At 59.4% G+C, this 22,868-nt stretch carries 20 protein-coding genes; 10 read left to right on the top strand and 10 right to left on the bottom strand.

Going from position 1 to position 22,868, the window contains the following annotated elements; translation table 11 throughout:
* Positions 1 to 176 precede the first annotated feature (176 nt).
* Together HY836_RS10935 and HY836_RS10930 are read left to right on the top strand one after the other, a co-directional pair.
* Positions 177 to 1,391, top strand: a complete 1,215-nt coding sequence (locus tag HY836_RS10935; RefSeq protein ID WP_290676180.1) for an O-antigen ligase — start codon at positions 177 to 179, stop codon at positions 1,389 to 1,391.
* Positions 1,392 to 1,414: 23 nt separating this feature from the next.
* Positions 1,415 to 2,767, top strand: a complete 1,353-nt coding sequence (locus tag HY836_RS10930; protein WP_290676179.1) for a glycosyltransferase family 87 protein — start codon at positions 1,415 to 1,417, stop codon at positions 2,765 to 2,767.
* A 377-nt stretch (positions 2,768 to 3,144) separates the two neighbouring features.
* On the opposite strand, the gene HY836_RS10925 is transcribed toward HY836_RS10930, so the two are convergent.
* Positions 3,145 to 3,624: a pilin gene (locus HY836_RS10925; RefSeq protein WP_290676178.1), complete on the bottom strand. Its 480-nt coding sequence runs from the start codon at positions 3,622 to 3,624 to the stop codon at positions 3,145 to 3,147.
* Positions 3,625 to 3,889: 265 nt separating this feature from the next.
* On the opposite strand from HY836_RS10925, the gene HY836_RS10920 reads away from it, so the two are divergent.
* From HY836_RS10920 to HY836_RS10910, 3 genes are all read left to right on the top strand, one after another.
* Positions 3,890 to 4,138 (top strand): type II toxin-antitoxin system CcdA family antitoxin, encoded by a 249-nt coding sequence (locus tag HY836_RS10920; protein ID WP_290676177.1) that lies wholly within the window; start codon positions 3,890 to 3,892, stop codon positions 4,136 to 4,138.
* Positions 4,139 to 4,286: 148 nt separating this feature from the next.
* Positions 4,287 to 4,562 carry a helix-turn-helix transcriptional regulator gene (locus HY836_RS10915; protein WP_290676176.1) on the top strand — a complete coding sequence of 92 codons (276 nt, stop codon included), beginning with the start codon at positions 4,287 to 4,289 and terminating at the stop codon, positions 4,560 to 4,562.
* On the top strand, positions 4,552 to 5,787 hold the full coding sequence (locus tag HY836_RS10910; RefSeq protein WP_290676175.1) for a type II toxin-antitoxin system HipA family toxin: 1,236 nt from the start codon (positions 4,552 to 4,554) through the stop codon (positions 5,785 to 5,787). The genes HY836_RS10915 and HY836_RS10910 overlap by 11 nt, the downstream gene beginning before the upstream one ends.
* A gap of 15 nt (positions 5,788 to 5,802) precedes the next feature.
* Here the strand turns inward: HY836_RS10910 and HY836_RS10905 are convergent, their stop codons facing one another.
* The 9 genes from HY836_RS10905 to recA form a co-directional block, all read right to left on the bottom strand.
* Entirely contained in the window at positions 5,803 to 6,618 is an 816-nt protein-coding gene (locus HY836_RS10905; RefSeq protein ID WP_290676174.1) for a 3',5'-cyclic-nucleotide phosphodiesterase, read from the bottom strand.
* Between the two features lie 30 nt (positions 6,619 to 6,648).
* Positions 6,649 to 7,368 (bottom strand): FHA domain-containing protein, encoded by a 720-nt coding sequence (locus HY836_RS10900; protein ID WP_290676173.1) that lies wholly within the window; start codon positions 7,366 to 7,368, stop codon positions 6,649 to 6,651.
* 49 nt (positions 7,369 to 7,417) lie between these two features.
* A complete protein-coding gene (locus tag HY836_RS10895) occupies positions 7,418 to 8,203 on the bottom strand; it encodes a Stp1/IreP family PP2C-type Ser/Thr phosphatase (RefSeq protein WP_290676172.1) in 786 nt (261 codons plus the stop codon).
* A gap of 44 nt (positions 8,204 to 8,247) precedes the next feature.
* On the bottom strand, positions 8,248 to 9,792 hold the full coding sequence (locus tag HY836_RS10890; RefSeq protein WP_290676171.1) for a serine/threonine-protein kinase: 1,545 nt from the start codon (positions 9,790 to 9,792) through the stop codon (positions 8,248 to 8,250).
* A 4-nt stretch (positions 9,793 to 9,796) separates the two neighbouring features.
* Entirely contained in the window at positions 9,797 to 10,501 is a 705-nt protein-coding gene (locus tag HY836_RS10885) for a TerC family protein (RefSeq protein ID WP_290676170.1), read from the bottom strand.
* 95 nt (positions 10,502 to 10,596) lie between these two features.
* Entirely contained in the window at positions 10,597 to 11,490 is an 894-nt protein-coding gene (gene sucD / locus HY836_RS10880; RefSeq protein ID WP_290676169.1) for a succinate--CoA ligase subunit alpha, read from the bottom strand.
* Positions 11,491 to 11,602: 112 nt separating this feature from the next.
* Positions 11,603 to 12,763 (bottom strand): ADP-forming succinate--CoA ligase subunit beta, encoded by a 1,161-nt coding sequence (gene sucC / locus HY836_RS10875; protein WP_290676168.1) that lies wholly within the window; start codon positions 12,761 to 12,763, stop codon positions 11,603 to 11,605.
* Positions 12,764 to 12,940: 177 nt separating this feature from the next.
* Positions 12,941 to 13,390 (bottom strand): recombination regulator RecX, encoded by a 450-nt coding sequence (gene recX, locus HY836_RS10870; protein ID WP_290676167.1) that lies wholly within the window; start codon positions 13,388 to 13,390, stop codon positions 12,941 to 12,943.
* A gap of 22 nt (positions 13,391 to 13,412) precedes the next feature.
* Positions 13,413 to 14,462, bottom strand: a complete 1,050-nt coding sequence (gene recA / locus HY836_RS10865) for a recombinase RecA (RefSeq protein ID WP_290676166.1) — start codon at positions 14,460 to 14,462, stop codon at positions 13,413 to 13,415.
* 177 nt (positions 14,463 to 14,639) lie between these two features.
* On the opposite strand from recA, the gene HY836_RS10860 reads away from it, so the two are divergent.
* From HY836_RS10860 to HY836_RS10840, 5 genes are all read left to right on the top strand, one after another.
* Positions 14,640 to 15,899 (top strand): patatin-like phospholipase family protein, encoded by a 1,260-nt coding sequence (locus HY836_RS10860; protein WP_290676165.1) that lies wholly within the window; start codon positions 14,640 to 14,642, stop codon positions 15,897 to 15,899.
* An 87-nt stretch (positions 15,900 to 15,986) separates the two neighbouring features.
* Positions 15,987 to 16,223, top strand: a complete 237-nt coding sequence (locus HY836_RS10855) for a DUF465 domain-containing protein (protein ID WP_290676164.1) — start codon at positions 15,987 to 15,989, stop codon at positions 16,221 to 16,223.
* Positions 16,224 to 16,463: 240 nt separating this feature from the next.
* Entirely contained in the window at positions 16,464 to 19,208 is a 2,745-nt protein-coding gene (gene metH, locus HY836_RS10850; protein WP_290676235.1) for a methionine synthase, read from the top strand.
* Positions 19,209 to 19,563: 355 nt separating this feature from the next.
* On the top strand, positions 19,564 to 21,225 hold the full coding sequence (locus HY836_RS10845) for a DUF1800 domain-containing protein (protein ID WP_290676163.1): 1,662 nt from the start codon (positions 19,564 to 19,566) through the stop codon (positions 21,223 to 21,225).
* Positions 21,226 to 21,234: 9 nt separating this feature from the next.
* Positions 21,235 to 22,866 carry a DUF1501 domain-containing protein gene (locus HY836_RS10840; protein WP_290676162.1) on the top strand — a complete coding sequence of 544 codons (1,632 nt, stop codon included), beginning with the start codon at positions 21,235 to 21,237 and terminating at the stop codon, positions 22,864 to 22,866.
* The last annotated feature ends 2 nt before the right edge of the window (positions 22,867 to 22,868 follow it).

Raw genomic sequence — 22,868 nt, 5'->3', positions numbered from 1 at the left:
AACGCGCAGAGGCAAGATCCAAACACCGCACCGCCTGAATGATCGGCACAATGCAAAGCACTTGTGGTGCACTGAGCAACAGTACCGAGCACAGTCGAACATGATTTGCCACTGAGCTATCTCGTGCTAAGCAATGACCATGTGCACTCATCGCCACAACGGAACGGGACATCTCAATGCAAACAGCACTCAACACAAAAGGATTGATCGTTCGATTTGCGTTCCACCTCAACCTGTTTTTATTGCTGCTCGCAGACCGCAATGCCTTATGGACTAACGCGACCGTGTTGCTCCCTTGGATACTCATCCTGACCTCCCAGGAAGGAAGAGCCACCACAGTGCGTATCGCACTATTGAACCGCTTTATAACAGCCACCTCAATAGGCCTATCTACGCTACTTTTTTCCGGCTGCCTATCGCACGCATGCACCAAATCAGAGTATGAATCCATATTCATACCAATCCTCTGGCTACCGATCGCCTCACTATTTGAATCCACAACAAAGAAAAACACAATCGCTATCTATATCACAATTGCAACCGCAACCATTAGCGCATCAATTCTCATCATATGGCAACTAGCAATAGAAAAGCATGAGCGGCCAGGCGGATTTTCATTCAACGTTATGAATGGTCCAATGCTGCTAGCGATGCTTTGCATTTTATGCGCAACCAAGAAAAAATCCAGCCCCAGCGCACTAACCAGGAGCCACCCGGCCCTAATAGCCATAGGAATCGCTGCGGCAATATGCACCCTGGCAAAAACAGCCCTACTAACATTCCTAACAGGCCTCACAACCTACGTCATAAGGAAACCAAGAGATGCATCAAGAACCATCGCCCTTAGCCTACCTTTAATTATTATTTGGACAATCACACTATCAACCAAGTTGCAAACAGTTCAAACTGACGTCATAAAATATAGTAACAGCCAATACAGAACATCACTTGGCGAACGCACAGATGCCATCAGGTGGTCGACCGAACACATCCTGGATAATCCACTTCTTGGGAAAGGCTCCCATCAACTTGATTTGCAATTTAATGACAGATGGAGAGATTGGGGCCGCCCAAAATCCTCGATCACATCTATGCGCCATCTTCATAATGACTACTTACAAATAGCGATTTCAAGAGGCATTCCAGCATCCATGGCCTTCATCGCGTCATGGATAGCACTGGCTATTATTGCAAGCCAAGTAAAAATCGAAGAAAAAAACTCAGCCCACCATGACACAGTCACTTGGATGCTCGTACTCGCCACAATTTACATGACGGCATTCATGACCGATTCGTTCACACACTGGAACTGCACATGGGCAAATGCGAGCTGTTGCTTCGGAATCGCACTGGCAATCATAAAAAAACAACGACACATCGGGCCGAATTAAAATAAACACAAGACAAGCCGCACATGAGTACAAAGGCACCAAAATCGCTCGCAAACAAATGGCAAGAACTGCTCTCGTGGATGGCGATCGCAATCACATCAATCACGATAATGGCCGCTTACATTGCCACCGGAAAAATCTACACGGAAGATCCTACCGCAACGGATTTTTATAAATTCTATTTATCAGCCGAACGACTAAAAACGGGAGAAAGCCCCTACTGGAAATTACCGCCCAGATTAAACAAGGGGGATCCCTGCGAAGAAAAAAACCGCTGGACTCAGCTACAAAACCAAAAACCAGTGAACGAAAATGACATCAAATCATTTAACCCATCATCCTCGTGCTTGCACCCCAATCTTAATCCACCCATTTTTGGACTGGTGATACTGCCGCTCTCCAGCGTGCCGTTCAAGTTGGCGTGGTGGATATGGGCATCCCTCTCGACGATAAGTGGCATCTTCGCTATGTGGCTGCTCGGGAAGAGACACACCACCTCTAAGGCGTCGCATCTAAAGAAAACCGCCTGGCTCTGCATTGCTTTATTTCTGTATTACCCAACTTACTGCAACTTTGCCTACGGCCAGGTAACGCTCTTTTTACTACTACCCCTAACCCTAAGCTGGCTTGCACTGGAAAGAAATCAGCCGCTCAGAGCTGGCGCCTGGTTAGGCATTGCAACTGCCTTCAAGCCGATCTTTGCTCTTTTTATAGTTAGCCTACTGGCATCAAGAAAGCCACGAGCCGCCGCATCCCTTATCTCGACCACATGCGTCATCTCATTCGCAGGCCTTCTGTGGCTTGGCGGCCCCGTACATGCCGACTACGCACTTGCTCTGCGCGATATAACATGGACGACGTCAAATTGGAACGCGTCGCTCACTGGATTTTTTGCAAGAATATTTGGTGGCGCTGAAAACCCCCCCTGGTTGCACCCCCCCTTGTTAGGAGATGCGGCAACCACATTTTTCTCCCTGCTCATCATTTTTATGCTTTTTGGGGCCATCAAGCAAACCAAACCACTAGGGCACGCAGAGCGCGCAGCCCATGTATACGCACTCACCATTCCTGCACTCATCTTAATATCACCTCTTGGATGGATATATTACTTCCCACTACTCACCCTGAGCTTATTTCCGGCATGGCACCATGCTCATAACAGCAATAAAAAAGACATTGCAACCATCACGGCAATAAGTGCAATTGCCATAACCGCAATCCCCAGAGAGCTAGAGAGAGCCTCAGACATGAACAACGCCACAGCCTGGCTATGGCATGGCCCCCTGTACACTTATGCGCTCCTTGCCATATTCACGACATCCTTCTACTTGGCGTGCCAGAGTTCAAAACGCCCTCACAAGGCCGTGTCGACATAAGGCACAACCAGATCGAACGCATCGCTGCCATCTATTCTTCAAACCCAACGCCCGAACGCTCAAGAGCGACCTCAGACACAGTCGCTGAAGAAATCACACTCGAGCTCATTGCGCACTGCGCCCGCTCGCTTGAGATCAAACTCCGGCGGCAGAATTCCCGTGAATATTGAGGGTTACCGTGGAAGGACGGACCCACCCTCCCACTGCAACCCTCATGCAGTTGAGCATCACTTCGATCGCTATGTCAACTCACGGCAGGCCTTGCACCCAGTACAGCTCGCCCAAGCTAGCACACAAAGCAAAATGCCCATCAGCAAGTGCATGATGGGCATTTTGCGGGGCATCTCAACAAGACACCCCAAACTCGCTCAAGCTTATCAGGTTGCACCAGTACCACGGCAGTTTGCGGGCACATACTTAGAGATATTCGCGTTGCTAACTGTGCAAGCCCACGTGATCCCGTTAGTTCCCTTGCTACCGGTAAAAGTAATGGTACCAGCATCCAAGGTTGAATTGCCTGTTCCACGCACTGCCACACCAATTGTCACTGGCGTGCCTGCGGCACCACCGCCACCTACAGTCACGCTTTCAACGTAAGTACTGGTGATGGCCGTCGCTGTATCCAATCCCGTTTCCGCATTTGAGTTACAATTCGTCTCATTCTCAGCGGAGAGCAGGCATTCTCCAACAGATGTCTTGGCCGCTGCAGCGAAGCCAATCACCTCGCTCATTTTGGCACGCAGCGTGTAATCTTGATACGCAGGCAGCGCCACCGCAGCCAAAATACCAATGATCGCCACAACGATCATCAGTTCGATCAGGGTGAAACCCTTTTGCACTTGCTTCATCACTCGCATGATCAACTCCTTGGGCCGCGACCCGCTAAGAAAACTTGCCTTTGACCGGCCCCACGCTTTCGGGAGCCACGTCTTCTATTAGGCAGGCAACATGCCAGCTTTCATTGCCCGAAAAAACGTGATTTAGTTGGCGATTTCCCCTAGGGGAGGGGGTAGGCAGGACCACTTTGGTCGACCTTGTGTCCGCTGTAGCGCCCAAATTTGTCACCCCCTTAAGGGTGATGACAAATTTTGTCAGCACCGGCTTCCAAGCCCCGCCCCCACCATGCCCACGCAAACCGCACCCGCCAGTCAGCCACGCAAAGCCCCCAACGTCTCGTTGGGGGCAGCACTGCTCTCAGAGGCCAAAGCACTGAACATCAACGTCCCCCAAGCCGCAGAAGCGGGCCTGGCGCGCGCGGTGGCCGAAAAGCGCGCCGAACTGTGGCTCGAAGCCAATCGCGAGGCGCTGGAAAGCTCGAATGCCTATGTGGAGCACAACGGCCTGCCCCTGGCTTCACACCGGCCATTCTGATGACCACGCAATACTTGGCCGCCGTGCCCATCAAGATGCTGAAGGGGCCCGTTCAGAGCGCAGCGGACAGAGCGGTTGAGATCACTTCACGACGATCAATTGTCGCGCATGATTGACAAATTAATGACTTATGCATAAATTGCCAACCATGGACGACAAAATTCGCCTACCGAAAGACCTCGGCACCGCCCTGCAGCAACGCCGGAAGGCCGCAAAGCTGTCCGTCACGGCCGTGGCGCAGCGCGCCGGCAAAGCGCGCGATGTGGTTTACCGGCTGGAGCGCGGCGACGAAGCCTCGGTGTCCTCGCTGATGGCCGTGTTGAACGCTATGGGGCTCGTTCTGAGGCTGGAATCGGCCGGCCTGCCTACGCTGCAAGAGGTTCAAGCCCGCTTCGCCGCCGATGAGGACGACGATGCTGCCTGACAAGATCCGGCAACTGAATGTGGCCATCAATGGCGTGGCAGCGGGCCAGTTGCTGAAGCACTCTGTTTATGAGTATCGCTACAACTCGCCCGCACCGGATCAGGCCTCGGTCGCCTTGCTGATGCCCGCATCCAGCAGCCCCACCTGGCAGGATGGCGATCTGTTTGCCGTCATGGACCAGAACCTACCGGAAGGCGATCTCTTCATGCGCCTGCGGGCCATGTTTCCCAAGCAGCCCTTGACGCCCATGCACTTGCTCGCCCTGGTCGGCGCCAATGCCATTGGCCGCCTGGGCTTCGCCATGCCCGATACGGATCCAGCCCCAAGAGCCGCGACCATTGATCGACAAACACTGCTGTCCACACGCTATTCGCCCGCCGTGTTCGATGAACTGGTACGCGCCTACCTGAGCACGGGCGCCGGCATTGCCGGGATGCAGCCCAAAATCATGGTGCCGGATCGGCCCACCGTGCCCATCCCCTCGCTGATCGTCAAGGCCGCCAGCGACGCCTATCCGGACTTGGCAGCCAACGAGTTTCTTTGCCTGAGCGCCGCCCAGCGAGCCGGCATCGACACCCCCACATTCGACCTGTCTCACGATGGCCAGATGCTGATCGTGGATCGCTTCGATCTGATCGCCCACCCGGATGGCGACGGCGTCGATCGCCTCGGCTTTGAGGACGTTGCTTCCCTGCTGGGTTTGCGTGTGCGTGACGTGCTGTCAGATCGCAAATACCAAGGCAGCTACGAACGTGTCGCTCAACTACTGCAATACCTGAGGCTGCCAGCGGAGAGCCTGCACCGCTTCTTCGCGCAGGTGGCTTTCAGCGTGATGGTTCGCAATGGTGACGGGCACCTCAAGAACTTCGGCGTGCTCTACACCAGCGCAGACGACATGCGCCTGGCCCCCATGTTTGATGTGGTCACCACCGCAATCTACAAATACACGCGCTACAACGGTGGGCCAGAGTTGGAAGACCGCACCATGGCGCTCAAACTATTCAGCGGCAAGCATCACACGAAAACCTACCCAACAAAAGAGGAACTGATCCACTTTGGGCGTCAGGTATGCGGCGTCGGCCGCCCGGAAGTCATTCTTGGACACATCGCTCAAGCCATGAGCGAAACGCTTGCCAAGGCTACTCACGATGCACGCATCCCGGCATCCTTGCTCGCCAAACTAAGCCCAGTCTGGGCCGATGGGATGGGCTACGGCAAACGCTAGAAGGCGAACCGAAGATCAGTCCTCAACCGGCACATTGAACCGCTGCCCTTCACGCAGCGGCTCAATGCGGTGCTGCGTATCCAACGCGCGGATCTGCGCCAGCACCGAGGGCACCTCACCCGGCTTGGGATGGGTGATGAACACACTGACCTCACCATCGAGCTGAGCCAATTCCTTGGCCAGACTTTGCGGCGACAAATGCCCACTGATGTGTGCCAGGTGCGCCTCTTCGTTGCCGAAAGCGGTCTCGATGATCAGTTGCGCAATGCGCTGACCATTCAAGGCTTTCCACAAGTCCGGATTGGGGCCCGTGTCGCCCGAGAAAACCCACCAGCCCTGCGGTGTTTCCACGCCAAAGCCCACGCCTGGCACGGTGTGCGCGGCGGGCAGCACGTGAACGCGCCGATCGGCCAGGCCACCACGCGCCGGGAAGGTCAGCACCTGCCCGATGTCGATTTCATGCAGCACGAGGATCGGATTGTGCGCACTGGGCAGGCGGGTGAAGTCTGGCCAGATCACACCGTTGAAGATGTGCTTGCGCATGGCGTCGATCGTGGCCGGCAAGGCGTGCACATGGATGGGCTTCAAGTCAGCCATGCTGCCGTTGGGGCCCGCGCGCAGCTTCATCACGCTGTCCGCCAGCAGGGGAATGCTGAGGATGTGGTCGAGGTGGCTGTGGCTCAGCAGGATGTGGTCGATGCGCGCCAGTTCATCCAGGCGCAACTCGCCCACACCACTGCCCGCATCCAGCAGGATGTCGTCATCGAGCAAAAAGGCCGTGGTGTGGCAACGCGCGGCAATCGATCCGGAACAACCCAATACGCGGATCATGAATGGGCTCCTTGCTGGCCGCCCACTGGATCAGGCCTGCACAAATTGCATCTGTGTACCGGCCAACTCGATGACGTCGCCGTTCTTGAGATGCACAGGGTCGCCGGCGACCACGTCACCGTTGACGGTCGGGCGAGCGCCGCCTTCCACGTGGGCAAACACATAGCCGCCAGGACGCTTGGTGATGGAGGCCACCTGCACGCCGGGCTTGCCTACGGTGGTGACCACCTTGGTCAGCGCCACTTCACGGCCCGCTGCCGCACCGTTGAGCACCTTGATGGAGGCAGGCGACTGTGGGCTCAGCCCGCCAAAGCCGGAGCCCAGCGTGGCCGCACCCATGGTGCTGCCAAAGGCCTGGGCCGGCGTGGACAAGCCACTGCCACCGGCACCTTGTGCCGACGACATGGCGGTGGCCAAGGGCGTGCCCGGGCGCATGATCATGGTCTTTTCGTAGTCGGAGCCTTCTTCGACCAGGAACTTGATCTTGTACTTGCCGATCTCGACCGTGTCGTTGTGCTGCAGCAGCTGCTTCTTGACGGCCTTGCCGTTGATATAGGTGCCGTTGGTGCTGTTGAGGTCTTCAATGAAAACATCGTTGCCAACCAATTGCATCACGGCGTGTTCGCCGCTGACCGCCAGGTTGTCGATCACGATATCGTTATATGGACGGCGCCCAAGCGAGGTTTTGTCCTTGGTGATTTGGACTTCCTTGATGACGACCCCGTCTAGCGAGACGACCAGTTTTCCCATTCGGAACCTCTCGGGTATTGATCTCTAATTGGCGTTTAATTGAAACCGCTCAGCGCTTGAAGGGCCACCAGGACCTCGGCGCCGGATCGGCCACTCCCTGTGCACGCACCAGCACCACGGCAATATTATCCCGACCGCCAGCCTCGTTGGCCGCCGCCACCAGGGCCTCGCCCATGTCGGGCAAGCTGGTGTGGGCCGACATGACATCGGCGATCTGCTGATCTCGCAGCATATCTGAGAGGCCATCGGAGCACATCAGGTAGATATCACCAGATTGGATGTCGTGCAGATGCGTTTCCATCAGGACCAGATCCTCCACCCCCAAGGCCCGGGTCACCAGGTTCTTGTTGGCGGCGTACTGAGCCTGCTCAGGCGTGAGGATGCCAGCATCGATCTGTTCTTGCAGTAACGAATGGTCTTTCGTGATCTGCTGCAGCATGCCGTCGCGCAAACGGTATCCGCGCGAATCCCCAATATGTCCCATTAACAGGCGACCTGACCGAAAAACCGCCAGAACCAGGGTGGTACCCATGCCGGCATAGGTCGGATTGGAATTGGCCGCCCCGAAAATCGCACGGTTGGCGTTGTCCACGCAGATATCCATGGCGCGCTTGACGTCGCCGTCGCTGGCGTTCGAAGACGCCTCGTGCAACCAGCGCCCCAATTCGCTACGGATGAAATCGCAGGCCATGCCAGACGCGACTTCGCCCGCAGCGTAGCCGCCCATGCCATCGGCGAGCACAGCCACGCCGCAACTCTCATCCAGGGCGATGGAGTCTTCATTATTGGTTCGCACCCGCCCAGTGTCGGTATGACTAAAGAACTCAAAGTCCATGGCGGGATTGTCGCTGCGTTTTCATGGGAGTCAGATCAGGGATTTCAGGCGAGATCCACGTCCACTTTCTGGAGTGAATGCGCTACCGCACGCAAATCTTCGGCCATCTGCTGGCCAGAGGCATAACGCGTGCCGGGGTGTTTTTCCAGGGCCAGGGCCACGATGTCGCCCAAGGCAGGGGGCAGATCCGGCCGGATGGTGCACACATTGGGGGCGGTTTCACGACCAATGGCGCGCATCAGGGCCGCCATGGAATCGTTGCGATATGGCAACTGCCCGGTCAACACCTGGAACAGGCTGACACCCAGGGAATACAGATCGCTGCGCCCGTCGATGGTCTGGCCAGACAACTGCTCGGGGGACATGAACGTCGGCGTACCCAGCACGACGCCAGTGCGGGTTCTGGTCGCATCCGCCACACGCGCCACACCGAAATCCATCACTTTGACCACACCAGTGGCGACCTCCACCATGATGTTGGCGGGCTTGATGTCGCGGTGGGTCACGCCACGCGTGTGGGCGTAAGCCAAAGCATCGGCCACACGGGCCATGATGGGCAGGATCTGCGCGAGCGGTAGCAATTTGTCGGGCTGGGTGTACTGGCTCAGGTCGGTGCCTTCGATCAGCTCCATGGCGATGTAGGCCACACCGTCTTGCTCGCCCGCATCGAGAATGCTGACGATGTCCGGGTGCTGCAGGCGCCCTGCCATTTCAGCCTCACGCAGAAAGCGATTGCGTGCATCAGCCAGTTCTGCGCCGCTGAACTCCTGCGCCAGGGCCATGGTCTTGAGCGCCACCTTGCGATCGGTGGCAGGGTCGTAACCCAGATAAACCGCGCCCATCGCGCCTTTGCCGATCTGCTTTTCCACCAGAAACTTGCCCATGTGGGCCTGCGCGACCTCAGGCATGGGGCGAGCGGGCAAGGTGCCCCAGGTGTTGGCGGTGGCCACCTGGGCCAGACCGCGTGCGCGCATCAGGCGCAGCTTGACCTGATGCCAATGCGGATCGATGTCGGCGATGTGTTCGTAGACGTCTCGCGCGCAGTCATAGCGAGCATCACTCTCGAAGGCCGTGGCAATGCGCTCCAAGGTTTCCAGCGTGGCGTGGCGGTTACCGGCCTCTGGATAGAAGCCCTGCATGGTCTGCCAGGCCTGATCGACCGGCCCGTCACCCAGAGCCTGCAAGGCGCGCTGAATGCGCTCCACGCCCACCTGCTCGCCCGATGTCTGCGGCGACACGTTCATCAACGCTTGAGGCATGGTGCTGGACGCGAAATCCTCCGGGAACAGCGAAGGCATGCTGTTGGAGAACTGCGAATGGAAGGTCGAGTTCCGCGGCATGTCCAGATAAGACAGGACGGTCTCGGGGCCGGCCTCATCGTCCAGCTCGCCAGCCTCGTGGCGCCCAGCCCCGGCTCGGCCGGGCTGGGCCCCGGTGACAGGGTCCGTGTCCGCAAAAATGGGCCGCGTGTGCACAAAGCCATTTTTGGCCAGCGGCACCTGCCTGCGCTGCCGCACCAACCACAGCACCAGGCCCACACCGGTCACGACCAGCAAGGCAATGATGAGGGTCAACGCGGTGACATGCATGCGCTCAGGCCTCCGCCTCGGCCGCAGCCCTTCTGGCCAACACACTGCCGACCGTCAGCACCAGCAAGGCACCTAACGCGCCGGCAAAGTAGCGAATGGAATCGGCTGAGGGCAAATGCGGCGCCACAACGGGATCAGCCACAGCCAAAGTACCGGCAATCCAGCCCAGCAACATGCCGCCACCGGTGATGATGAGCGGGAAGCGGTCCATCAGCTTGAGCACGACGGTGCTACCCCACACGATGATCGGGATGCTGACCAGCAGGCCAAAGATCACCAGCGGCATCTGATGCCCTTCGTGACCCGCACCTTGTGCCGCACCGGCGATGCCGATGACGTTGTCCACGCTCATCACAAAATCGGCCACGATGATGGTCTTGATGGCACCCATCAAGCGATCGCTGGCTTGCAGGTTGCCATGGTCGTCGTCTTCAGGCACCAGCAGCTTGATGCCGATCCACAGCAGCAGCAAGGCCCCGATCAGCTTCAAGTAGGGCAGCTTGAGCAAGGACATGGCAAAGAAGATCAACACCACACGCAGGGCGATGGCGCCCGCCGTGCCCCAGATGATGCCTTTGGTGCGCAATTCGGGCGGCAAATTGCGGCACGCCAGGGCGATCACCACGGCGTTGTCCCCGCCGAGGAGGATGTCGATCATCACGATCTGGCCTACGGCGAGCCAGAACTCCGGGTGCATCAGTGCTTCCATGTCGCTTCAAAAAAGAATCAGCCCCTGAGTGTAGGGGCTGATTGACCAGCATTCCCGGACGCGTCACCCAGGAATGCACATACTCTGCAAGATTGTCAGATGAGCGACTTCAGGATGCGGCCCATTTCCGAAGGGTTGCGCGTGACCTTGAAGCCGCACTCTTCCATGATGGCGAGCTTGGCATCGGCCGTATCGGCGCCACCGGAGATCAGCGCACCGGCGTGGCCCATGCGTTTGCCCGGAGGCGCGGTGACGCCTGCGATGAAGCCAACAATGGGCTTCTTCATATTGGCCTTGCACCACTGAGCTGCCTCAGCTTCATCCGGGCCACCGATTTCGCCGATCATGATGACGGCATCCGTGTCCGGATCGTCGTTGAAAGCGCGCATCACATCGATGTGCTTGAGGCCGTTGATCGGGTCACCACCGATACCCACGGCGCTGGATTGCCCCAGGCCCAGTTCGGTCAGTTGCGCCACGGCTTCATACGTCAGCGTGCCCGAGCGGGACACCACACCAATGCGGCCCTTGCGGTGGATGTGGCCGGGCATGATGCCGATCTTGATTTCTTCCGGCGTGATCAGGCCAGGGCAGTTGGGGCCCAGCAGCAAGGTCTTCTTGCCGCCGGCCGCTTCCTTGGCCTTCATCTTGTTGCGCACCATCAGCATGTCGCGCACAGGGATGCCTTCGGTGATGGCGATGACCAGATCCAGATCGGCCTCGACGGCCTCCCAGATGGCATCAGCCGCGCCAGCGGGCGGCACATAGATCACCGACACGGTGGCGCCGGTTTCCTTAGCCGCATCCTTGACGGAGGCGAAGATGGGGATGTCGGAGAACTTCTCGCCAGCCTTCTTGGGGTTCACGCCCGCCACGAAAGCGTTCTTGCCGTTGGCGTAAGCCTGGCAACCGAGGGTATGGAACTGACCGGTCTTGCCCGTGATGCCTTGGGTGATGACCTTGGTGTCTTTATTGATGAAAATGCTCATGATGCGTACCTAGCTCGAAGATGTTGATCCCAGCGGGCGCCACGGAACCGGCTTTGCCTGGCCGTTGGCGACGCCCCCTTGAGGGGGAGCGCCGCAGGCGCAACGGGGGTGGTCATGCAACCGCGGCAACGATCTTGGTCGCTGCTTCGGCCATGGAGTCTGCGGCTATGATGGGCAGGCCGGAGACGGCCAGCATCTTCTTTCCCAGGTCTTCGTTGGTGCCCTTCATGCGGACCACCAGAGGCACGTTCAGGTTCACGGCCTTGCAGGCGGTGATGACGCCATCGGCGATGGTGTCGCACTTCATGATGCCGCCGAAAATGTTCACCAGGATGCCCTTGACATCCGGGTTCTTCAGCATGATCTTGAACGCTTCGGTGACCTTCTCGGCCGTGGCGCCACCGCCCACGTCCAGGAAGTTGGCGGGCTCGCCGCCGAACAGCTTGATGGTGTCCATGGTGGCCATGGCCAGGCCTGCGCCGTTCACCAGGCAACCGATGTTGCCGTCGAGCTGGATGTAGGCCAGATCGAACTTGGAGGCTTCGATTTCAGCAGGATCTTCTTCGTCCAGATCGCGGTAGGCCACGATTTCGGGGTGGCGGAACAGCGCGTTGGCGTCGAAGTTGAACTTGGCGTCCAGGGCGATGACATTGCCCTTGCTGTCGCGGTTCAGGGGGTTGATCTCGACCAGGGAGGCGTCGGTCTCCATGTAGCACTGGTAGAGCTTCTTGAAGATGTCGGTGGCCTGTGCAGTCGAATCAGCCGGCATGCCGATGCCGTCGGCGATTTCCTTGGCTTGGGCATCTGTCAGGCCAGCCAGCGGATCGACGAAGACCTTGATGATCTTCTCAGGTGTGCTGTGGGCGACTTCTTCGATGTCCATGCCGCCTTCGCTCGATGCGATGAAGGCGACTTTCTGGGTGCCGCGGTCGGTGACCACGGACACGTAGTATTCCTTTTGAATGTCGGCGCCGTCTTCAATATAGAGACGGTTGACCTTCTGGCCCTCAGGGCCGGTCTGGTGGGTCTTGAGCTGCATGCCCAGGATCTCGCCTGCCAGACGCTTGACGTCCTCGATGGACTTGGCGACTTTCACGCCACCGCCCTTGCCGCGACCACCCGCATGAATCTGGGCCTTGACGACCCAGACGGGGCCACCCAGTTTCTGCGCGGCAGCAACCGCTTCGTCAACAGAAAATGCCGGGATTCCTCGTGGGACTGGCACACCGAATCGGCTCAGGATCTCTTTGCCTTGGTACTCATGAATCTTCATGGGGGAACTCGCAGGAAGGTTTTGCGTTCTGACCGAACATGACAATAACCGCCAGAACCGATCGGGTTTTGACGGGAAGCGCCCACACACAAGGATGACTTGTGTGCAGTGCAGCAACCAGCATAGCACCGCAGGCCTTGAACACAAAAAGGCTTGATGACAAGACCGGCGGGAAGATCAGGAATGTGTGAAACCTTCGCCACGAACGACGCGGCGGATGACGTCACCAGAAAACCCTCGCCCTGCGAGAAAGCGCATCTGCCGGGCCTTGTCTTCGGGTGTCTCAGGGATTTCACCGTAGCGACGCACCCACAGGGCGTGAGCGCGTTCGAACTCGGTTTCGCGCAGGGCCTGGGTGGCCTCGCGGGCGATGTCGGGCGGCAGCTGATGTTGCGCCAGCTCGGCTTGCAGGCGCGCGGCGCCAAATTTGGCAGCCTTGCGGTGAAGCATGGAGTCCGCAAACCGCTGGGCTGACAGCAAGCCCCGGCCTTCCAGGTCGTCCAGCGCCTGCTCGATCTGCTCAGGTGACTCGGCGTGCGGCGCCAGTTTGCGCCGCAGCTCGACCCGAGAATGCTCTCGGGCAGCCAGGTACTTGAGTGCCCGGCCTTTGAGCGACAGGCCAGGCATACCCGGCCTCCTGGGTGCCTTGTTATTCGCCAGCATCGGCTACAGCGGCCGGCAGCAGGGCGATGTCCAGCGATTCACGGATCTTGTTTTCGATCTCGTGGGCCAGTTCGGGGTTTTCGCGCAGGAATTCGCGGGCGTTGTCCTTGCCCTGACCGATCTTTTCACCGTTGTAGGCGTACCAGGCACCGGACTTGTCGACGATCTTGGCAACAACGCCCAGATCGATGATTTCGCCTTCGCGGCTGATGCCCTCACCGTAGAGGATGTCGAATTCAGCGGTCTTGAAGGGCGGCGAAACCTTGTTCTTGACCACCTTGACCTTGGTCTCGTTGCCGATGATTTCATCGCCCTTCTTGATCGAGCCAATGCGGCGGATGTCCAGGCGCACGGAGGCGTAGAACTTCAAGGCATTGCCACCGGTAGTGGTTTCAGGGCTGCCGAACATCACGCCGATCTTCATGCGGATCTGGTTGATGAAGATGACCATGCAGTTGGTCTTCTTGATGGTGGCCGTCAGCTTGCGCAGGGCCTGGCTCATCAGACGAGCTTGCAGACCGGGCAGCGAGTCGCCCATTTCGCCTTCCAGTTCGGCCTTGGGTGTCAGCGCAGCGACCGAGTCCACCACGATCAGATCGACCGAGCCCGAGCGCACCAGGGCGTCCACGATTTCGAGCGCCTGCTCACCGGTATCAGGCTGGGAGATCAGCAGATCTTGCAGGTTCACACCCAGCTTCTGGGCGTACTGGGCATCCAGGGCGTGCTCGGCATCGATGAAGGCGCACACACCACCTTGCTTTTGCATCTCGGAGATGACCTGCAGTGTCAGCGTGGTCTTGCCGGAGGATTCAGGACCGTAGATTTCAACCACGCGGCCACGGGGCAGGCCACCCACGCCCAGGGCGATGTCCAGGCCCAGCGAACCGGTGGACACGACCTGGATGTCTTCGGCCACTTCGCCTTCGCCCAGACGCATGATGGAGCCCTTGCCGAATTGCTTTTCGATCTGGGCCAGTGCGACCTGCAAGGCCTTGGCTTTTTCTACGCTGAGGGCTGACTTGTTGGTGACTTCCATGTGCGTGACTCCGTATGTTTCCGTGGGTTCGGGTTGTTGAATTTGAGCGCCATTATGGCAAAGCCTGGATGTTTGTACAGTACCTTTGCGAAAATTTTTGATCCCGCCTAAGGGGGGTGCTGAACGGGCAAGCACAGTCTTTTGCTGCAGCGCAGCAATTGCGACTAGACTGTAACGATGACAAGTTCGCATCCCGCCAGCAGAAAAAAAGCGCCTTCGGCCAGCGCCAGCAAACCCCCCGCGCGGCCGGCCCGAAAGACCTCTGCCAAAGTGGGCGTCAAATCCAGCAGCGCCCTGGCCAGCAAGGCTGCCAAAAAGGCCAAACCGAGTCCCGGCAAGACTGCCAGCCTCAAGGCAGCGCCCAGAGCAAACGGCCGCCCGCGCGTCAACCTGGCCCTGCAGGGCGGCGGCTCACACGGCGCCTTCACATGGGGCGTGCTGGACCGCCTGCTGGATGACGATGGCCTGGATTTCGCCGGCCTGTCGGGCACCAGTGCGGGTGCGCTCAACGGCGCGGTCCTGCTGTCCGGCTATGTGAAGGGCTTCGAGCATGGCGACGAGGCCAAGGCCCGCAAACACGCCCAGAAGGCGCTGCACGATTTCTGGCGCGATGTCAGCCAGCACGGCCCCCTGTTTTCACCGCTGACCATCCAGTCCAACGGGCTGATCAAGAACCAGTTCAATTTCGATCAGTTCCCTGCCTATCAGTGGCTGAACCTGTTCATGCGCTCGTTCAGCCCCTACGAGTTCAACCCGCTCAACCTCAACCCGCTGAAGGATGTGCTGAACCGCCACGTGGATGTGAATGCACTGCACACGGGCTGCCAGCATTGCGGCGTGCCGCTGTTTGTCACAGCCACCTCGGTGCGCACCGGCCAGGCGCGCGTGTTCACGGCCGAAGAGCTGTCACTGGATGCCTTGATGGCATCCGCCTGCCTGCCCTTCGTGTTCCAGGCCGTCGAGATCGATGGGGAGCCTTATTGGGACGGAGGCTACACGGGTAACCCAGCCCTCTATCCGCTGATCTACAACACCGATCTCAGCGACATCATGCTGGTGCGCCTGACCCCGTTGAGGCGCGACGACAACCCCACGCGCAGCATCGACATCATCGACAGGCTCAGCGAGATCACTTTCAACGCCAGCCTGATCGGCGAGATGCGGGCCATCTCCTTCGTCAAGAAGTTGCTGAAGGAAGAGAAGCTGGAGCTGGGTCGCTACAAGAACATCCACATGCACATGGTGGCCGACGACCAGGGCATGCTGCCCTACAACGCCTCCAGCAAGTTCAACACGGACTGGGCCTTCCTGCAGGAGCTGCATCACCTGGGGCACCGCGCAGCGCACGAGTGGCTGGCGGCGCACAAGGCGCAGGTTGGCCACAGCAGCACTTTCGACATCGATGGCGTCTTCCTCACGCCCGGGCACAAGGCTTGATCTACCGCAAGGCTCGAACCTCGTGCTAACCCCAAGATGAGGTCGTCGCGATAAACGCAGACGGATTGAGAACGAGAGGACACACGAATGATTCAAGATCACCACCCGCTGGCCAAGGACTTCCCCGAGTACAAGGACAAGATCCACTCGCTGAAGACATCGAACACGCATTTCGCCAAGCTGGAACGTGAGTACGAAGATCTGGACAAAGCCATTGTTCGACTCGAAACCGGCGTGGAGCATGGCTCCAGCATCGAACTGGAACAAAAGAAGCAGCAACGCGTGACGCTCAAGGACGAGCTCTACAATATGCTGAAGGCCTGACATCAGGCTGCAAGGTTTAAGGCAATCGCTGGACGCTACCTGATCGGGTAGATCGACAGCGCCTCGGGGCACGGTGCCACAAGCACCGCGCCCTTTCCACTTTCTGGGCGACGTATTTAGGGCATGTCGGGGCACGTTATGCCTCTGGGGCCTCGTAAAATGCCGGCCATGACCGAGTCCGCCCGCCCCACCTTCGCCGCCAACGCCGGCACCCCGCCCGCCAACCCCACCGTGTTGCCCATGCGCCTGTCAGGCCTGGAGCCGGTTCACATTGGCCAGGGCACGCTGTTCGTGAACGTGGGCGAACGCACCAACGTGACGGGCTCCAAGGCATTTGCCCGCATGATCCTGGAGGGGCGATTTGAAGACGCGCTGTCCGTGGCGCGCCAACAGGTCGAGAACGGTGCCCAGATCATCGACATCAACATGGACGAGGCCATGCTCGACAGCAAGGCCGCCATGGTGCGCTTCCTCAACCTGATCGCCGGCGAGCCGGAAATCGCGCGCGTGCCCATCATGATCGACTCGTCCAAGTGGGACGTGATCGAGGCGGGCCTCAAGTGCATCCAGGGCAAGGGCATCGTCAACTCGATCTCGCTGAAAGAGGGCGTCGACAACTTCAAGCACCAGGCCACGCTGGTCAAGCGCTATGGCGCCGCGGCCGTTGTCATGGCCTTTGATGAACAAGGCCAGGCCGACACCTACGCCCGCAAGGTCGAAATTTGCGAACGTGCCTACCGCGTGCTGGTCGATGAAGTCGGCTTCCCGCCTGAAGACATCGTCTTCGACCCGAACATCTTCGCGATCGCCACCGGCATCGAGGAACACGACAACTACGCGGTGGACTTCATCAACGCCACGCGCTGGATCAAGCAGAACCTGCCTGGTGCCAAGGTGTCGGGCGGCGTGTCCAACGTGTCCTTCAGCTTCCGCGGCAACGAGCCCGTGCGGGAAGCCATCCACACCGTGTTCCTGTACCACGCCATCCAGGCGGGCATGGACATGGGCATCGTCAATGCCGGCATGGTCGGTGTGTACGACGATCTGGACGGCCATCTGCGCGAGCTGGTGGAAGACATCGTTCTGAACCGCCAGCCGGTGTTCAAGGATGGCGAAGACATCAGCCTGACGCCCACCGAGCGCCTGCTGGCCATTGCCGAGCAGGTCAAGGGCTCGGCCAAGGATGACTCGGCCAAGCTGGCCTGGCGCGGCACCGCCGAACACCCGGCCACCGTGGAAGCCCGACTGAGCCATGCGCTGGTGCACGGCATCACCGACTTCATCACGGCGGACACCGAGGAGTGCTATCAACAGATCAAGGCCGGTGGCGGCCGCCCGCTGCACGTGATCGAAGGCCCGCTGATGGCCGGCATGAACACCGTGGGTGACCTGTTTGGCGCCGGCAAGATGTTCCTGCCGCAGGTGGTGAAATCCGCTCGCGTCATGAAACAGGCCGTGGCCCATCTGTTCCCCTACATCGAAGAAGAAAAGAAGCTGCTGATCGAAGGCGGCGGTGATGCCAAGGCCAAGGGCAAGATCGTGATCGCCACCGTCAAGGGCGACGTGCACGACATCGGCAAGAACATCGTGACCGTGGTCCTGCAGTGCAACAACTTTGAAGTCGTCAACATGGGCGTGATGGTCGCCTGCAAGGACATCCTCGACAAGGCCAAGGAAGTGGGCGCGGACATCATCGGCCTGTCCGGCCTGATCACACCGAGCCTGGAAGAGATGCAGTACGTGGCCGCCGAGATGGAGCGCGACGAGTACTTCCGCTCGCGCAAGATCCCGCTGCTGATTGGTGGTGCCACCTGCTCGCGCGTGCACACCGCCGTGAAGATTGCGCCCAACTACAGCGGCCCTGTGGTCTATGTGCCCGATGCCTCGCGCGCGGTGGGTGTGTGCTCCGAGCTGCTGAGCCCCGAGCGCCAGGCCGCCTACATCGCCGAGTTGAATGCCGATTACGAGCGCGTGCGTGTGCAACACGCCAACAAGAAGGCCACGCCCATGGTGTCGCTGGCCGAGGCCCGCGCCAACAAGCACCAGGCCGACTTCGCAAGCTACACGCCCGATGTGCCCAAGTTCATTGGCCGTCGCGTGTTCCACAACTACGACCTGGGTGAACTGGCCGCTTACATTGATTGGGGTCCTTTCTTCCAGACCTGGGATCTGGCCGGGCCCTTCCCTGCCATCCTGGAAGATGAAGTCGTGGGCGAGGAAGCCAAGAAGGTGTATGCCGATGCGCAGGCCATGCTCAAGAAGATCGTGGAAGGCCGCTGGCTCACGGCCAATGGCGTGATCGGGCTGTACCCGGCCAACACCGTGCAGGACGACCACATCGAGATCTACCGTGACGAGTCCCGCAGCGAGGTGCTGATGGCCTGGTGCCCACTGCGCATGCAGACCGAACGCCCTGTGGTGGACGGTGTCAAACGCCCCAATCGCTCGCTGGCCGACTTCATCGCGCCTCGCGAAGCCAAGCCCGACTACATCGGCATGTTCGCCGTCACGGCAGGCCTGAACATCGAGAAGAAGGAAGCCGAGTTCCTGGGCCGCGAGGACGACTACTCCGCCATCATGCTCAAGGCCCTGGCCGACCGCCTGGCCGAAGCCTTTGCCGAGCGCATGCATGAACGGGTGCGCAAGGAGTTCTGGGGCTATGCCGGTGGCGAGCAACTCGACAACGTGGCCCTGATCAAGGAACTGTACCGCGGCATCCGCCCGGCGCCAGGCTACCCCGCATGCCCGGATCACACTGTCAAGAAGGACATGTTCCGGGTTCTAGACGCGCATGACATCCACATGCACCTGACAGAAAGCCTGGCCATGATGCCGGCAGCCTCGGTGAGCGGCTTCTACATGGCCCATCCTGAGGCGGACTACTTCAACGTGGGCAAGATCGGTGGCGATCAGCTTGAAGATTGGGCGCTGCGCATGGGACTGTCCACGACAGAGGCTGAGCGCGCCTTGGCCCCCCTGCTGTGAACTGATTCACGCTTGTGCGCGTTTCATGTGATGCGCGTTGCCACTGCTTACAAACATGGCAATCTGGCATCACATGGTCGCATGGTGTACATGGCACATTCGGCCCATCAGGTCAGGCCTACCGTTTGTCGCGCACTAAGGATACGGATGCAGGTGATGGCCCAACGTCATCACTTTGTTCGTGTCCATGTTTGACTTCTTCCGTACTGACGCCTCAGCCTCGATCACGATGCCCGGAGCCCGATTGAGGCGCCAGCAGATGGGCATGATCCGTCGAATCGGACTGCTCGCTATAAGCTGCGCGCTCAGCGCCTGCGGTGGCGGCAAGGGCAGCGAGAGTTCAACGAGCGCTGACATGCAAAATGGCAACAACATGCTGTCAAGTGCCGCGCTCATGCCCTTGACCGACGCGGCAGCATACCGCTTCCTGACGCAGGCCACATTCGGCCCCACGCCAGAGGATGCCGATCGGCTCAAGAGCATCGGTTACGAACGATGGATCGATGAGCAGTTCGACATGCAACTGCAAAGCACGCATCTTGAACTGGTGGATGGTGCAGTGACCGCATTGAACCAAAGTGATGCGGGGGGCGGCCACGTCGTACTCAGTTGGTGGACCCATGCTGTACGCGATCCAGCCCAGTTGCGTCAACGCATCGCGTTTGCCTTGTCAGAAATCTTTGTCGTGTCGATCAATGGTGTCGAACACGGTCGCCGCGTTGCCAGCTACCTGGACATGCTCACGAACAAGGCTGACGCCAACTTTCGTGATCTGCTGGAGTCCGTCACACTGCACCCGGCCATGGGGCTGTACCTGTCGCACCTGGCCAACCTCAAGGAGGACCCGGCCACCGGCCGCGTGCCTGACGAGAACTTCGCCCGAGAGATCATGCAGTTGTTCTCGATTGGGCTGTATGAACTGGACGACAGCGGCAACCCCAAGTTGGTCGGCGACAACCCCATCGAGACTTATACCAGCGATGACATCAAAGGGCTGGCCAAGGTCTTCACGGGCTTCAGTTGGTATCGCCCCGACTCCTTTGCGAACGTCGAGTTGGGCCGCTGCTATTGGCGCCTGACAGGTTGCTGGGATGCCAGCCAAGACACCACCTCGATGACTGGCTTTGGAAGCGCCCACTCGACCTCTGTGAAGCAATTCCTGGGCGTAACCGTCTCAGCTCAATCCGAGGGGGATCCGAACGCGAGCTTGCGTGCGGCACTCGACCGGCTGGCCACCCACAGCAACACGGCGCCCTTCATCAGCAAGCAGTTGATCCAGCGCCTGGTGACCAGCAACCCAAGCAACGACTACGTGGCGGACATCACCCGCGTGTTCCGGGCCAATAACGGCAATCTGCGCGCCGTCGTCAAAGCCATCCTGCTTCACAAGGAAGCACGTTCGCTGCCCAACGCTACTGAGCAACGCTACACATACGGCAAGCTGCGCGAACCGGTCCTGAAGCTGACCCACTTGCTGCGTGCCATGCCGCACAGCAGCTACATGTATGAAGCACAAGTTGCCAAGGGAACGGCGCACCCGTTCTACGATGCGGATGACTCATCCGATGTCGGCACCTCTCTGGGGCAGACTCCGATGCGATCCCCTTCCGTGTTCAACTTCTTCCGCCCTGGCTACACGCCCCCGCAGACTCAGATTGCGGCAGCCGGCAAGGTCGCCCCGGAAATGCAGATCACCAGCGAAACATCGGTTCTGGCTTACGCCAATTTGATGAGCCGAGTCATCCAATGGGGATGGGGCATGTGGAACGGTGAGCACCTCACCTTCGACATCATGCTGGATGTGAGCGGCTGGGACAGCGTTGCCAACAACCCCACGAACTTGGTGAACACCATCTCGCAAAGGCTGCTTGGTCATGAACTGCCCAAAGCCATCTCAGATGAGGCGGTTGCAGCCATCGAGTCCATGCCCGGCGGCACCGTCGCGCAGCGCAAGCTGCGCACACAAGCGGCCATCTTGATGGTGGTGGTTTCTCCTGATTTCACGGTTCAACAGTAAGGGTTCGGCATGAGTCAAAGCAGCCGTCGCGAATTTCTGAGGCATGCCGCCACGTACTCGTCCATGGGCGTGGCCGCGCCCTTGGGCCTCAACTTGAGCGCCATCACCCAGGCCGCAGCCCAATCCAGCGGCACATCGGGTTACCGTGCCATCGTGTGCTTGTTCATGAATGGCGGCAACGATGCCTTCAACACGGTGCTGCCCACAGACACCGCCTCATGGGGGCACTATGTCAGCCAGCGCAACCCGACAAATTCCAATGATGGCATCGGCTTGCCAGCCCTGGGTGTGGCCGGCGTCCCCGGCGCATCCAGCGTACGCGAACGCCTGGGGGGTGTGATCCCCATTGCCACTGGCAGCAGGCCAAGCAACAGCGGACGCCAGTTCGCCTTGCATCCGGCCCTCACGCAAGTCCAGGCCCTGCACCAGGCCGGCCGGCTTGCCGTGCTGGCCAATGTCGGCCCGCTGCTGCGCCCCACGACCAAGTCGGACATGAGCAACGCGGCGGTCACCAAGCCAGCCAAGCTGTTTTCCCACAATGACCAGAGTTCCACCTGGCAGTCCTTCAAACCGGAAGGCGCAAGCGCTGGTTGGGCGGGACTGATGGGCGACCTGCTGATGTCGAGCAACGGGAGTGGGCGCAGTGCCACAGACGCCCAATTGATTCAACGCTCGTTTACATGCATGACGCCGGCCTCGACGTCGGTGTGGCTGGCCGGCCGCAACCTGCAGCCTTACCAGAGCGGCAGCACCAGTGTGCTGGCGCTGGGCAACGCCAATGGCCAGATCTATGGCAGCCAACGCCTGTTGAGCGCCGTCGGTCGGATCATGGGCCAGGGCAATGGACAAGGCGCCACATTAAGCGCGCCGGGCAATATGTTTGTGGCCGATCACCAAAGCCTGGTTCAACGCGCCATCAGTGCCTATGACTTGATTGGGCCCTCGCTGGCCCCGCTTGGTGTGACGCCATGGAGCACCAATGGCGTGACCGACGGTGCGGCAGACGCCATGCTGAAATATGTGAGCCCGGTCACAGGGGCACTGAAATTCAATCCTTTGGCGCAACAACTGCAAATGGTGGCACGCCTGATCGACACCAACCGCCGAGGCAACCTGGGCCTGACGCGCCAGTTCTTCATGGTGAACATCGGTGGGTTCGACACCCACAATTTCCAGAATGCGGAGCACGCGGAACGCATGGCCCAGATCAACCATGCGCTGACCTACTTTGACCGCGTTCTGCGCTTCATGCCAGGCGGGGACATGAGCAACCAGGTCACCACCTTCACGGCGTCCGAGTTTGGTCGCACCTTCACCAGCAATGGCGATGGCACGGACCACGGCTGGGGCGGACACCACTTCATCATGGGCGGGGCCGTGAATGGCGCCGAGGTGTACGGCACCTTCCCGCAATACAGCACAGCCAACGGCAGTGGCGTCTTCAGCAGCCCGGATCAAATCCAGAACGGTGTGCTGATTCCCACCACCTCGGTGGACCAGTATGCCTACACGCTAGGCCGCTGGATGGGTGTTTCAGACAGCGCCCTTCTGGGCAGCTTCGCAGGTGACCGCACGGCCATCCTACCCAATCTGCGGCAGTTCAACAGCTCGACCTACGACCTGGGCTTCCTGCGAGCTTGAGC

Origin of the sequence: Aquabacterium sp. (genome assembly GCF_016234775.1) — a bacterium.
Lineage (GTDB): Bacteria > Pseudomonadota > Gammaproteobacteria > Burkholderiales > Burkholderiaceae_C > Aquabacterium.
This window is presented reverse-complemented; position numbering and strand designations above follow the sequence as displayed.

Bases quoted from the DNA above. Each gene is read 5' to 3' on its own strand.
- HY836_RS10935 (WP_290676180.1), top strand. From the start codon at position 177: ATGCAAACAGCACTCAACACAAAAGGATTGATCGTTCGATTTGCGTTC.
- HY836_RS10930 (WP_290676179.1), top strand. From the start codon at position 1,415: ATGAGTACAAAGGCACCAAAATCGCTCGCAAACAAATGGCAAGAACTG.
- HY836_RS10925 (WP_290676178.1), bottom strand. From the start codon at position 3,624: ATGCGAGTGATGAAGCAAGTGCAAAAGGGTTTCACCCTGATCGAACTG.
- HY836_RS10920 (WP_290676177.1), top strand. From the start codon at position 3,890: ATGCCCACGCAAACCGCACCCGCCAGTCAGCCACGCAAAGCCCCCAAC.
- HY836_RS10915 (WP_290676176.1), top strand. From the start codon at position 4,287: ATGGACGACAAAATTCGCCTACCGAAAGACCTCGGCACCGCCCTGCAG.
- HY836_RS10910 (WP_290676175.1), top strand. From the start codon at position 4,552: ATGCTGCCTGACAAGATCCGGCAACTGAATGTGGCCATCAATGGCGTG.
- HY836_RS10905 (WP_290676174.1), bottom strand. From the start codon at position 6,618: ATGATCCGCGTATTGGGTTGTTCCGGATCGATTGCCGCGCGTTGCCAC.
- HY836_RS10900 (WP_290676173.1), bottom strand. From the start codon at position 7,368: ATGGGAAAACTGGTCGTCTCGCTAGACGGGGTCGTCATCAAGGAAGTC.
- HY836_RS10895 (WP_290676172.1), bottom strand. From the start codon at position 8,203: ATGGACTTTGAGTTCTTTAGTCATACCGACACTGGGCGGGTGCGAACC.
- HY836_RS10890 (WP_290676171.1), bottom strand. From the start codon at position 9,792: ATGCATGTCACCGCGTTGACCCTCATCATTGCCTTGCTGGTCGTGACC.
- HY836_RS10885 (WP_290676170.1), bottom strand. From the start codon at position 10,501: ATGGAAGCACTGATGCACCCGGAGTTCTGGCTCGCCGTAGGCCAGATC.
- sucD (WP_290676169.1), bottom strand. From the start codon at position 11,490: ATGAGCATTTTCATCAATAAAGACACCAAGGTCATCACCCAAGGCATC.
- sucC (WP_290676168.1), bottom strand. From the start codon at position 12,763: ATGAAGATTCATGAGTACCAAGGCAAAGAGATCCTGAGCCGATTCGGT.
- recX (WP_290676167.1), bottom strand. From the start codon at position 13,390: ATGCCTGGCCTGTCGCTCAAAGGCCGGGCACTCAAGTACCTGGCTGCC.
- recA (WP_290676166.1), bottom strand. From the start codon at position 14,462: ATGGAAGTCACCAACAAGTCAGCCCTCAGCGTAGAAAAAGCCAAGGCC.
- HY836_RS10860 (WP_290676165.1), top strand. From the start codon at position 14,640: ATGACAAGTTCGCATCCCGCCAGCAGAAAAAAAGCGCCTTCGGCCAGC.
- HY836_RS10855 (WP_290676164.1), top strand. From the start codon at position 15,987: ATGATTCAAGATCACCACCCGCTGGCCAAGGACTTCCCCGAGTACAAG.
- metH (WP_290676235.1), top strand. From the start codon at position 16,464: ATGCGCCTGTCAGGCCTGGAGCCGGTTCACATTGGCCAGGGCACGCTG.
- HY836_RS10845 (WP_290676163.1), top strand. From the start codon at position 19,564: ATGCAAAATGGCAACAACATGCTGTCAAGTGCCGCGCTCATGCCCTTG.
- HY836_RS10840 (WP_290676162.1), top strand. From the start codon at position 21,235: ATGAGTCAAAGCAGCCGTCGCGAATTTCTGAGGCATGCCGCCACGTAC.